The sequence below is a fragment of the Leisingera sp. ANG-S5 genome (assembly GCF_000813925.1).
Lineage (GTDB): Bacteria > Pseudomonadota > Alphaproteobacteria > Rhodobacterales > Rhodobacteraceae > Leisingera.
The window spans coordinates 253,528-264,987 of the sequence record NZ_JWLH01000005.1 but is presented as its reverse complement, the minus strand read 5'-3'; the positions used below and the strand labels follow the sequence as shown (position 1 = coordinate 264,987).

Sequence of the window (11,460 nt, the reverse complement as noted above, 5' to 3'; positions counted from 1 at the left end):
TTATTTTGTAACAGAAGCTCGCTGTCTTTACGCCTAAATGCAACGGATGTGAAACATTTTCCATGCCATGGACACGTCGGCGTGAGAGTTTTGCAGCAAATCTTGCCGCGGGCGCAAGGGATGCGCATGTGTGGTCAGGAGAACAGGAGGGCGAGCCGATGGCGCAACTGAAGAAAATTCTGCTGGTTGATGACGACGAGGACCTGCGCGAGGCCTTGAGCGAGCAACTGGTGATGACCGAAGACTTCGATGTGTTCGAGGCCGAGAATGGTCAAAGCGCGATGGAGCGTGCGAAGGAAGCCCTGTACGACCTGATTATCCTGGATGTCGGCCTGCCCGATACTGACGGGCGCGAGTTGTGCCGCCTGATGCGCAAGCAAGGCGTAAAAGCGCCGATCCTGATGCTGACCGGCCACGACACTGATGCGGACACGATCCTGGGTCTGGATGCTGGCGCAAACGACTATGTCTCCAAGCCCTTCAAGTTTCCTGTGCTTTTGGCCAGAATCCGGGCACAGCTGCGGCAGCACGAGCAGTCAGAGGATGCTGTCTTTGCGCTTGGCCCATATACGTTCAAGCCCTCGATGAAGCTCTTGATCACAGAGGATGAGCGCAAGATCCGGCTGACGGAGAAGGAAACCAATATTCTCAAGTTTCTGTACCGCTCCAGCGACGGGGTGGTGCCGCGCGATGTGCTGCTGCATGAAGTCTGGGGGTATAACGCAGGCGTGACGACCCATACGCTGGAAACACACATCTACCGCCTGCGGCAGAAAATTGAGCCTGATCCCTCGAATGCACGCCTGCTGGTGACAGAATCTGGCGGCTACCGCTTAGTTGCCTGATGCGGCTGGCGTTGAGCCAGATCAAAGAGGGACCTGAGGTTCATATTTAGAGTAACCCCGAACCCGCGCATATCCGGGTCACGATATGCGCCTCCCTGTTGGACTTGGCCGGGCTGCCTGCCCGGCCTTTTTTGTAAGGGCTGCCTGCAAAACGTCTCTGGCGCTTCCAGCCCCGCGCAGGCAGTATCGCCGCTGAACCCGGATCACATGACGAGGCGCGCGATGCCATTTACTCTTGCCACCTGGAACATCAACTCTGTCCGCCTGCGCGAGCCGATTGTGCAGAAGCTTTTGCAGGAGGAAGGGCCGGATGTGCTGTGTCTTCAAGAGTGCAAGAGCCCGGTGGAGAAGATCCCGATGGAGGGTTTTGCGGCGTTGGGATATACGCACATGATTGCCCGTGGCCAGAAGGGCTACAATGGTGTCGCGATCCTGTCTCGGCTGCCGATCGAGGATGCCGGCGACAAGGATTTTGCCGGTCTCGGCCATGCCCGCCACGTTGCGGGCCGGCTGGAGAACGGAGTGGTTATCCACAATTTCTATGTGCCTGCGGGCGGCGATGTGCCGGACAGGGAGCAGAACGAAAAATTCGGCCAGAAACTGGATTACCTCACGGACATGCGCGACTGGTTCCACGCGGAGAAGCCTGAGAAGTCCATCCTGGTTGGCGATCTCAATATCGCCCCGCGCGAGGATGATGTCTGGGACCACAAGAAGCTTTTGAAAGTTGTGAGCCACACCCCGATTGAGGTCGAGCATTTTGCTGAAGTTATGGAGGCGGGCGGCTGGTCGGATGTAACGCGGGCAGATATCCCCGATGGACGTCTTTACAGCTGGTGGAGCTACCGGGCCAAGGATTGGGATGCCGCCGACAAAGGGCGCAGGCTCGACCACGTCTGGGCGACACCTGATATCAGCAACGCAGCCCACTCCAGCCGAATTTTGCGAACTGCCCGCGGTTGGGAAAAGCCCAGCGACCATGCTCCGGTTTTTGCAACCTTCGATCTGTGACAGTTGGGCATGGTACTGCGCTGACGTTCTGTGCCGCTCCTTCAGCGGGGGCGTAAGCAGTCTGGGTCAGCGCAGCCATCGTGCGTAGTCGGGATGTTTATCCTGCATGTCCTGATACAGCCAGGCCATCCGGTCCACGAACCACAGCTTGCCGCCAAGCATCAAAACCAGCCCGGCCAGAGCGGTTCCCGGGTTCAAAGCCCACAGGCCGTGAACCCAAGGAATCACGCCGGCGCCTGAAGCCAAGGCGAGACCCTTTGCCCACTTTTCGTGATGGGGCGGAATAGGGACGTGTTTCCGGTTTAGAAATACCCGTTCGCCGAATGTGCCGCGAGAGGCCCAATTGTCCGTGCCGGCAGGCCGGGCAAAGGCGCGCGGGTTCCACCAAATCCACGCCAGCACCAGCAGAACCGGCAGCAGAGCACCCCAGCCCAGCCAGACTCTGGACCAGACGGCAAGTGTCATCAGTGGCAGTACCGACATCCGGCTGTAGACGCTCCACGGGTTTGCGTGCCGCGCCCAAGCGGCGTCATCCATCTTCATCAGCCGCTCTGATGCAGCGAAGATATCAAACTTGCGGCTGACCATCGGCAAACTCCTCTCTTGGTTTCCGGCGCGCAGGATTCCATATAGGGGGCAAGTTCCTAGCGGAGAACAAACTGATGAGCGAAATTCTTGGCAATGCCGCACCGGCGGATGACCTGATCAAAGACGTGACCGAAGCCACCTTTATGCAGGATGTCGTAGACGCTTCCATGAAGGCCCCCGTAATCGTGGACTTCTGGGCGCCGTGGTGCGGCCCGTGTAAGACCCTCGGCCCGATGCTGGAGGCTGCAGTTACCAAAGCTAAGGGTGCGGCCACTATGGCCAAGATCAACGTGGATGAGAACCAGCGCTTGGCCCAGGCGCTGGCTCAGCAGGGCTTGCCACTGCAGTCGATCCCGACAGTTGTGGCCTTCGTGCAGGGCCGCCCCATCGACATGTTCCAGGGCGCGCTGCCGGCGTCCGAAATTGATGCCTTTGTGAAGAAGGTGATCGAAGCCGCAGGCGGCACTGCCGATGGCGGTCTGGGAGAGGCGCTGGAAGCGGCGGAGCAGATGCTGGCCGAAGGCGCGGTGGCGGATGCGGCCCAGACCTTCGCAGCTATTCTGGGTGAGGATGACAAGAATGCTGCCGCCTATGGCGGTCTGGCCCGCGCCCACATCGCGCTGGGTGATCTGGATCAGGCAGAGGCGGTGCTGAACGGCGCACCCGCGGAAATTTCCACTGCAGCAGAAATTGAAGCAGCCCATGCCCAGATCGAACTGGCACGGCAGGCAGAAAATGCCGGACCAGTGGCCGAACTGCGCGCCGCAGTGGATGCCAGCCCGGACGATCTGCAAGCCCGTTTCGAACTGGCACAGGCACTGCATGCGGCAGGCGATGCTGAGGCTGCCGTGACAGAGCTTCTGGAGCTGTTCCGCCGCGACCGCGAGTGGAATGACGGTGCCGCAAAGACGCAGCTGTTCACCATTTTTGATGCGTTGAAACCGAATGACCCGGTGGTGCTGAACGGACGCCGCAAGCTCAGCTCAATGATATTTGCCTAAAACCGGGGTAGCACTACACTCTGTCCCATGATCCAGCATGCCGATCTGCCGGACACGATTGCCGTGTTTCCCTTGCCCGGGGCGCTATTGTTGCCCCGGTCACGCCTGCCGCTGCACATCTTTGAGCCTCGGTATCTGCAAATGTTTGAAGACACGCTGAAAACGCGGCAGAGGCTGATCGGCATGGTCCAGCCCTGCCCCCCGCCTCACGGCAACGGAGAAGACCTCCATAACATTGGTTGCGCCGGGCGTGTTACCCAGTTCTCTGAAACTGAGGACGGGCGGTATCTTGTCACGCTGTCGGGAGTTTCCCGGTTCCGGATCACCCGGGAGGCCAATGGGTTTACGCCTTACCGGCGCTGTGATGTCAGCTGGGCGGGTTTTGACAGGGATCTGGGCCGCTGCGAGGCAGATGAAACCTTGGACCGGCCCTCCTTCTTGAATCTTCTGGAGCGCTTCTTTTCAGCCCGCAGTCTGTCCACGGACTGGGAAGCGCTGAAGGATGCGGATGACGAATTGCTGATCAACTCGCTGGCGATGCTGCTGGAATTCGACCCTGAGGACAAACAGGCCTTGCTTGAGGCGCCTTGCCTTGCCACAAGGCGGGAAACGCTTGTCACTTTGATAGAGTTTGCCCTGCGCGGCGGCTCTCAGGAGGAAACCCTGCAATGACCGAAACTCAAGCGCCAGCCTTTGACCGGCGGATGCTGGAAGCACTTGTCTGCCCGCTGACCCAGGCCGTGCTGGAGTATGATGCTCAGGCGCAGGAACTGGTTTCGCGTGCAGCCAATCTGGCCTTCCCGATCCGCAACGGCATCCCGGTGATGCTGGTGGATGAGGCGCGCGAGCTGGACTGATCCGGCCAGCGGCCCCAATTCCCCTTAAATCGCCTGCCCTTTCAGAAGCTTCGGCAGATCACCGGTCAAGCCCGCTGCCTCGCGCACAAAACCGCGGCGCAGGCCGGGGACCGCGCCCGCAAGCCCCATGCCAATGTCCCGGCCCAGCCGCAGCAGCGGGTTGTCATTGGAAAACAGACGGTTGAACACGTCAGTCGCCGCTGCAAGCGAGGCGGTGTCGAACCGGCGCCATTGCTGGTAGCGCTCCATCACCAGGGAGGAGCCGATGTCCTCGCCCCGCCGGGTGGCTTCGGTGATCACTTCGGCCAGTGCGCCAACATCGCGCAGACCCGCGTTCAGCCCCTGACCGGCTATCGGGTGCATGCCGTGCGCGGCGTCGCCGATCAGCGCTATCCGGTCGCCGATGAAACTGTTGGCGATGGTCAGGTTCAACGGGTAGGTGAAGCGCTTTCCGGCCAGGGAAATCTCCCCCAGGAAATCTCCGAACCGGGGCCGCAGCGCCTGGATGTAATCCGCGTCGTCCAACGCGTGGATCGCCTTGGCGGTTTCGGTCCGTTCGCTCCACACAATAGACGACCGGTTGCCTGGCAGCGGCAGAATCGCCAGCGGCCCGGGCGGCATGAAGAACTGGTGGGCAATGCCGTGGTGCGGTTTTTCATGGTCGATGGCGCAGACCAGCGCGGTCTGGCCATAGTCCCAACCTGTGCGCTTGATCCCCGCCCGTTGCGCGGTGCCGCTGCGGCGCCCGTCGGAGCCGACGAGCACTTGGCCGCGCAGCTCTCCGCCGTCATCCAGAGTGACTGTCACGCCGGTCTGATCCGGCGCCTGTCCGACAACTGTGCGGCCCGATACCAAAGTAATCCCGGGCGCATCCTCCATGGCCTGCAGGAAGGCGCGGCGCAGGAAGCGGTCTTCAACCATGTATCCCATCGGGCCTTCTTCCAGCTCGGCGTGATCGAAGTGGATGAAGAACGGCGATGGCCCGTGGCCCGCGTGGCCGTCCGTTACCTTGATCTCCAGCATGGGCTGCGCGTTGTCCCCGACATGCTGCCAGACACCGGTCTGCTGCAGCAGCCGCTGCGAGGCCAGCGCCAGCGCATAGCCGCGGCCGTCGAAACACTTGTCGGCCAATTTGTCTGGAGTCAGCGAGTCGACCACGGTAACGCTGTGGCCGGTCTGAGCCAGGGCTAGGGCCAGGGCCGGACCATTCAGCCCGCCGCCTACGATCAGGATATCGGACGTATTTTTCATGCCCCGCAATATGCGCCTGCTGGCGGGATTGTCCATGCAGGAAGCGCGGGATTGTGCCTGCGTCCCGCTGCCGCTACCGTCACCGGCAACTGCCAAGGGGAGAGATGCTGATGCAAGACTGGCTGACAATGACTGCCGCCGATCTGGGACGCGGGATTGAAGCCGGTGAGATTGGTCCGGTGGCACTAACGCGTTGTTATTTGGACTCCATCGACGCGCATCCCCTGAAAGACCGGATCTACACGCAGGTGACCCATGACCGCGCGCTGGCGGAGGCGGAAGCGGCTGAGCAGCGTGCCCGTTTGGGTTTGCGCCGCTCGCTCTTGGATGGGGTGCCGATCAGCTGGAAGGACCTGTTCGACAGCGCCGACACCGCAACCGAATCCGGTTCGGACCTGCTCAAGGGGCGAGTGCCGGATCAGGATGCTGCTGTGCTGTCCAAGGCGACGCTCATGGGCATGGTATGTCTCGGCAAAACCCACATGAGCGAACTCGCGTTTTCTGGCCTTGGCTTCAACCCGGTCAAGGAAACACCACCCTGTGTGAATGACCAGGAGGCTGCTCCGGGAGGGTCGTCCTCCGGCGCGGCTGCGTCTGTGGCTTACGGGCTGGCGGCGGGCGGAATCGGCTCTGACACGGGCGGTTCTGTCCGGATTCCCTCGGCCTGGAACGATCTTGTGGGGCTCAAGACAACCTCAGGCCGGATCACGCTGGAGGGCGTTGTGCCCTTGTGCCTGAAATTCGACACCGTAGGCCCGCTGGCCCGGTCAGTCGAAGATGCCGGGTTGCTGCTGGGCGTTCTGGAAGGGACTGCGGGTCCTGACCTGCGCAATCCTGGCTCCCTTAAGGGCCGCCGTTTCGCCGATCTCCAGAATGTGGCGCAGGACGATCTCGATCCAAAAGTTGCCGCCGCCCACTGCGAAACGCTGCAGAGGCTGAAGGACGCCGGGGCAGAGATCGTGCCGCTGGAGGTGCCTGCGCTGGACGAGGCGATGGGCCTCAGCCCGATTCTCTACACAACTGAGGCCTATGGCCTGTGGAAGGACGTGATCGAAGCGACTCCGCAGCTGATGTACGCGGAGATCCTCGAACGCTTCCGCTCTGGCGCTCAGTTCAGCGGCCCGGACTATGTTGCGGCCTGGGCCAAGCTGGATCAGTGCCGGATGGCCTGGGATCAAGCTGTGGCTGGATTTGACGCTGTGCTCAGCCCGGTCTCGCCGATCCTGCCGCCCAACCTGGACCGGCTGCAGAACGACCACGACTATTATGTCCGTTCCAACCTGATGGCGCTGCGCAACACCAGGATCGGCAACCTGATGGGGCTGTGCGGCCTGTCGCTGCCCACCGGCATCCCCAGCTGCGGGCTGCAGGTGCTGGGGCAGCCGGACTGCGAGGAAGCCCTGCTGCGCACCGGCGCCGCGATCGAGGCTGCCTTGGCCTGAAAGCCACATTCGGCCCATCGGCCGCATCACCGGGTGGACGCGTCCGCCCGCCCCCTGTAACCTGAGGCGCAAACGGGGCGCCAATGATCCCGTGACCGAGGCATAAGATATGGATTTTCCTGAGCGGTTTTCGAACCTGCCAGCCTATGCGTTTCCGCGCCTGCGGGCGTTATTGGACCATCACACCCCTGGCGGGGATGTGGTGCATATGACCATTGGCGAGCCGAAACATGCGTTCCCGGCCTGGGTCACCGATGTCATCGCAGAAAATGCCGCCGGGTTTAACCAATACCCCAACAACGATGGCACGCCGGAGCTGTGCGGTGCGATTTCGGACTGGATCCACCGTCGCTACGGTGTGACTGCGGATCCTGAAGCCCAGATCATGGCGCTGAACGGCACCCGCGAGGGGCTCTACAATGCCGCCATGGCGCTGTGCCCGGAGCAGAAGAACGGGCAAAAGCCCGTGGTGCTGATCCCGAACCCCTTCTACCAGGTCTACATGGTGGCGACGATTTCTGTCGGGGCAGAGCCTGTGTTTGTCCCCGCGACAGCAGCGACCGGCCATCTGCCGGATTATGAAAACCTGCCGGAGGATGTTCTGAACCGCACGGCGGTCGCCTACATCTGCTCTCCCGCAAACCCGCAGGGCGCCGTGGCCTCGCGCGCGTACTGGACCCGGCTGATCCAGCTGGCTGAGAAATACGACTTCCGCATCTTCGCGGACGAATGCTACTCCGAGATTTACCGCGATGAGGCGCCCGTGGGCGCGCTGACCGTTGCGCAGGAAATGAGCGCCGATCCTGAACGGGTGGTGCTGTTCAACTCGCTTTCGAAACGTTCGAACCTGCCTGGGCTGCGCTCCGGGCTGATTGCCGGCGGGCCGGAGGCCATCAAGCGGATCAAACAACTGCGTGCCTATTCCGGTGCGCCGTTGCCGGGCCCCTTGCAGGCCGCCGCTGCCAGGGTCTGGGCGGATGAGGCGCATGTGGCGGAGAACCGTGCGCTCTATCAGGAAAAATACAAAATTGCGGATGAGGTCTTTGACGGCCTCAACGGCTACATGGCGCCCGAGGCGGGCTTCTTCCTTTGGCTTCCGGTGGAAAACGGCGAGCAGGCCGCGCTGAAGCTGTGGAAGGAAACCGGGGTGCGGGTGCTGCCCGGCGCCTATCTGGCGCAAGGCGCGACCGGCCAGAACCCGGGCGAGACTTACATCCGGGTGGCGCTGGTCGCCCCCGCCGAGGGCACCCGCAAGGCGCTGAGCACGCTGCGCGGCTGTCTTTACTGAATTCTGCTGAGCGGCCCTTGGCTGGGGGCCGTGCAGCCAAAACCAAGAACGGACAGGCCCGTGACCCCGCGGTGAACAGCGGGGCAGGGGCAAATGAAACGGAACTGAGGTAGGCATGGCATTTCAAACCCGCAGCCGCGATCCGCTGCTCGACAGCAATATGCAGGCGGCCATTGAAAAGCGCGGCAAGGAACTGATCGGGATTGCCCTGATCCTGGTGGGGCTGATGGTTGCGGCCATGCTGGGCTCTTACACGCCCGAGGACCCGAACTGGACGGTGTCCACCGACGCGCCGGTACAGAACTGGCTGGGCCGCCCGGGCGCTTCTGTCTCCTTTATCCTGATCACCCTTTTCGGCAAGGCCAGCTGGGCGATGCCGCTGTTCTTGTCGGCCTGGGGCCTGCGCTTTGTGCTGCACCGGGGTGAGGACCGCGTAGTCTGGCCGCTTTTGCTGTCGGTGCCATGGCTGCTTGTGGTGGCCCTGCACATGGAGACCCTGAATGCCAGCACCAGCTGGCAGCAGAACTATGACTTCGGCCTTGGCGGCATGGTTGGCTACACCTTCCTGGGTGCGCTGCTGGCGCTGTTGCCAGTGGGCCTGCACTTCATGGTCAAAATCATGTCCTTGCTGAGCGCCGCGGGCATGCTGGCGCTTGGGTGTGTGGTGCTGGGTTTCACCTGGCCTGAGGTGAAGAAAGGCCTGAACAAGGTGATGGTTGGCCTCATCCTAGGCTATGGCGCGGTTGCGGCCTTGCTTGGCCGGGGGGCGTCCAGCGGGCTGCAGGCTGCAATGACCTACCGCAAGGAACGGGCCGAATGCGTGCATGACGACGGCGCGAACACCTACGCGGGCACCGGCGACGATCCCGAAATGTTCGAGGATTACCCGCAAGATACCTATGCAGTTGAAAGCATCGAGGAGACGCCCGAAGCTCCCGCCAAAGGCGGGCTGCTGTCGCGGGTGCCGGGGCTCATTCGCAGGGCTGCACCTGCTGCGCCGGCATCTGAAGACGTTTATGCTGCAGACCAGCAGTACTCCGGCGCGGAAGAAAGTGATGGCGGGGCAGACGGCGAAGACCGGATCTCACAGAAGATCGCCAACGCGGTAAGGATACGCCGTGCGGCGGACACGCCGCCGGAACTGGATCCGAACCTGCCGCTGACAAAGGGCCGCGGCCAACGGCCGGCACCGCTGATTTTCAATCCCGCGGCCGCACAGGGCGGCCTGCCTGCGGAGCCGCCGCTGACCGCTGCGCAAATGCCGGTGCCGGAAGAGTCGCCGCTGTCCTGGCAGACTGCAGAAGAAGATTACGTCTCGCAGGCACCGGAAGCACGTGTTCAGCAGGAAGATGCCAGCAGCGGCTTTGACAGCGCGCCTCAGATGCTGACTCCGGACCATGTGCCTGCGGAGACCCTTCCTGATGCAACCGCTCCGCTCCAGGACGCACCCCAAGCGCCCAAGACGCCGGGGCCGCGGCTGACCGTTGATCTGCCGGTGGCTGAACCGCGCAAGGCGGTGGTCGAGAAACCGGCGCGCAAGCCGGTGCAGCCCTCAACGCGGGCCAAGGCGGAAGCCCAGCCCAACCTCGCGTTTGATGACAGCAGCAGCGATTTTGAGCTGCCGCCGCTGAACCTGCTGACCAATCCGGTCAGCATCGAACGCCACCATCTGAGTGACGAGGCACTGGAAGAAAACGCCCGGATGCTGGAGACAGTGCTGGACGACTATGGCGTGAAGGGCGAAATCGTCTCGGTTCGCCCCGGCCCTGTTGTCACCATGTATGAGCTGGAGCCCGCGCCGGGCCTCAAGGCTTCCCGCGTGATCGGTCTGGCGGATGACATCGCGCGATCCATGTCCGCGCTGTCGGCTCGGGTTTCGACCGTCCCTGGCCGCACGGTGATCGGCATCGAACTGCCGAATGAGAAACGCGAGAAGGTGGTTTTGCGCGAAATCCTGTCCTCCCGCGACTTCGGCGACGGCAACCATGCGTTGCCGCTGGCGCTGGGTAAGGACATCGGCGGCGACGCCATGGTCGCGAACCTCGCTAAAATGCCCCACCTGCTGATCGCGGGTACGACCGGCTCCGGTAAGTCGGTGGCGATCAACACCATGATCCTGTCGCTGCTTTACAAGCTGACACCAGATGAATGCCGCCTGATCATGATCGACCCCAAGATGCTGGAACTTTCCGTCTATGACGGCATTCCGCATCTGCTCTCGCCCGTTGTGACCGATCCGAAGAAGGCCGTCGTGGCCCTCAAGTGGGTGGTGGGCGAGATGGAAGACCGCTACCGCAAGATGTCCAAAATGGGCGTGCGAAATATCGCGGGCTACAATGGCCGCGTGAAAGAGGCGCTGGCCAAAGGTGAGATGTTCAGCCGTACGGTGCAGACCGGTTTTGACGACGATACGGGCGAACCGGTGTTTGAGACCGAAGAGTTCGAACCCAAGGCACTGCCTTATATCGTTGTAATCGTCGATGAGATGGCCGACCTGATGATGGTTGCTGGCAAGGAGATCGAGGCCTGCATTCAGCGTTTGGCGCAGATGGCGCGGGCCTCTGGCATCCACTTGATCATGGCAACCCAGCGCCCCTCGGTCGACGTGATCACCGGCACTATCAAGGCAAACTTCCCGACCCGGATTTCCTTCCAGGTGACCTCCAAGGTCGACAGCCGCACCATCCTGGGCGAGATGGGTGCTGAACAGCTTTTGGGCATGGGCGACATGCTCTATATGGCGGGCGGCGCCAAGATCACCCGCTGCCACGGCCCGTTCTGTTCGGATGAAGAGGTCGAGGAAGTGGTGAACCACCTCAAGCAATTCGGTCCGCCGGATTACGTCGGAAGCGTTCTGGATGGCCCGGATGAGGACAAGGCCGACAATATCGATGCGGTTCTGGGCCTGAACACCGGTGGCAATACCGATACCGAGGATGCCCTCTATGACACGGCTGTTGCCATCGTCACCAAGGATCGCAAGTGTTCCACCTCCTATATCCAGCGGAAGCTGGCAATCGGCTACAACAAGGCCGCGCGGCTTGTTGAGCAGATGGAGGACGAGGGCGTCGTTTCCGCAGCCAACCACGTGGGTAAACGGGAAATTCTGGTTCCCGAACAGTGAGCTGACGAAAAACTGCCGATGCCGGATCCTTGCAGGTCCGGCATCTTCACTTC

10 protein-coding genes are annotated in these 11,460 nt (G+C 62.0%); 8 read left to right on the top strand and 2 right to left on the bottom strand.

Annotated elements, in window-relative coordinates:
• The first annotated feature begins 158 nt into the window (after positions 1-158).
• Both RA25_RS09540 and RA25_RS09535 read left to right on the top strand, forming a co-directional pair.
• Entirely contained in the window at positions 159-845 is a 687-nt protein-coding gene (locus RA25_RS09540; protein ID WP_019297625.1) for a response regulator transcription factor, read from the top strand.
• Positions 846-1,067: 222 nt separating this feature from the next.
• Complete coding sequence (locus tag RA25_RS09535) at positions 1,068-1,856, top strand: exodeoxyribonuclease III (protein WP_019297626.1); 789 nt, start codon at positions 1,068-1,070, stop codon at positions 1,854-1,856.
• Between the two features lie 66 nt (positions 1,857-1,922).
• On the opposite strand, the gene RA25_RS09530 is transcribed toward RA25_RS09535, so the two are convergent.
• Complete coding sequence (locus RA25_RS09530) at positions 1,923-2,444, bottom strand: DUF6653 family protein (protein ID WP_039171811.1); 522 nt, start codon at positions 2,442-2,444, stop codon at positions 1,923-1,925.
• Between the two features lie 74 nt (positions 2,445-2,518).
• On the opposite strand from RA25_RS09530, the gene RA25_RS09525 reads away from it, so the two are divergent.
• From RA25_RS09525 to RA25_RS09515, 3 genes are read left to right on the top strand one after another with little or no spacing between them, the layout of a single operon-like run.
• The gene (locus RA25_RS09525; protein WP_019297628.1) at positions 2,519-3,445 is read left to right on the top strand and encodes a tetratricopeptide repeat protein; all 927 of its coding nucleotides are present in this window, start codon (positions 2,519-2,521) and stop codon (positions 3,443-3,445) included.
• A 27-nt stretch (positions 3,446-3,472) separates the two neighbouring features.
• Complete coding sequence (locus RA25_RS09520) at positions 3,473-4,117, top strand: LON peptidase substrate-binding domain-containing protein (RefSeq protein ID WP_039171808.1); 645 nt, start codon at positions 3,473-3,475, stop codon at positions 4,115-4,117.
• Positions 4,114-4,302, top strand: a complete 189-nt coding sequence (locus RA25_RS09515) for a Trm112 family protein (protein ID WP_029204960.1) — start codon at positions 4,114-4,116, stop codon at positions 4,300-4,302. Before RA25_RS09520 ends, RA25_RS09515 begins: the two co-directional genes overlap by 4 nt.
• A gap of 24 nt (positions 4,303-4,326) precedes the next feature.
• Here RA25_RS09515 and RA25_RS09510 read toward each other — a convergent pair whose 3' ends face one another.
• Positions 4,327-5,553, bottom strand: a complete 1,227-nt coding sequence (locus tag RA25_RS09510; protein ID WP_039147433.1) for an FAD-dependent monooxygenase — start codon at positions 5,551-5,553, stop codon at positions 4,327-4,329.
• A 110-nt stretch (positions 5,554-5,663) separates the two neighbouring features.
• Between RA25_RS09510 and RA25_RS09505 the strand changes: the two genes are divergently transcribed.
• From RA25_RS09505 to RA25_RS09495, 3 genes are all read left to right on the top strand, one after another.
• Entirely contained in the window at positions 5,664-6,995 is a 1,332-nt protein-coding gene (locus RA25_RS09505; protein ID WP_039172331.1) for an amidase, read from the top strand.
• 109 nt (positions 6,996-7,104) lie between these two features.
• Positions 7,105-8,283: an aminotransferase class I/II-fold pyridoxal phosphate-dependent enzyme gene (locus RA25_RS09500; protein WP_039171805.1), complete on the top strand. Its 1,179-nt coding sequence runs from the start codon at positions 7,105-7,107 to the stop codon at positions 8,281-8,283.
• A 115-nt stretch (positions 8,284-8,398) separates the two neighbouring features.
• The gene (locus tag RA25_RS09495; RefSeq protein ID WP_039171803.1) at positions 8,399-11,407 is read left to right on the top strand and encodes a DNA translocase FtsK; all 3,009 of its coding nucleotides are present in this window, start codon (positions 8,399-8,401) and stop codon (positions 11,405-11,407) included.
• The last annotated feature ends 53 nt before the right edge of the window (positions 11,408-11,460 follow it).

Coding starts and splice junctions, on each gene's coding strand:
- RA25_RS09540 (WP_019297625.1), top strand. CDS start 159: ATGGCGCAACTGAAGAAAATTCTGCTGGTTGATGACGACGAGGACCTG.
- RA25_RS09535 (WP_019297626.1), top strand. CDS start 1,068: ATGCCATTTACTCTTGCCACCTGGAACATCAACTCTGTCCGCCTGCGC.
- RA25_RS09530 (WP_039171811.1), bottom strand. CDS start 2,444: ATGGTCAGCCGCAAGTTTGATATCTTCGCTGCATCAGAGCGGCTGATG.
- RA25_RS09525 (WP_019297628.1), top strand. CDS start 2,519: ATGAGCGAAATTCTTGGCAATGCCGCACCGGCGGATGACCTGATCAAA.
- RA25_RS09520 (WP_039171808.1), top strand. CDS start 3,473: ATGATCCAGCATGCCGATCTGCCGGACACGATTGCCGTGTTTCCCTTG.
- RA25_RS09515 (WP_029204960.1), top strand. CDS start 4,114: ATGACCGAAACTCAAGCGCCAGCCTTTGACCGGCGGATGCTGGAAGCA.
- RA25_RS09510 (WP_039147433.1), bottom strand. CDS start 5,553: ATGAAAAATACGTCCGATATCCTGATCGTAGGCGGCGGGCTGAATGGT.
- RA25_RS09505 (WP_039172331.1), top strand. CDS start 5,664: ATGCAAGACTGGCTGACAATGACTGCCGCCGATCTGGGACGCGGGATT.
- RA25_RS09500 (WP_039171805.1), top strand. CDS start 7,105: ATGGATTTTCCTGAGCGGTTTTCGAACCTGCCAGCCTATGCGTTTCCG.
- RA25_RS09495 (WP_039171803.1), top strand. CDS start 8,399: ATGGCATTTCAAACCCGCAGCCGCGATCCGCTGCTCGACAGCAATATG.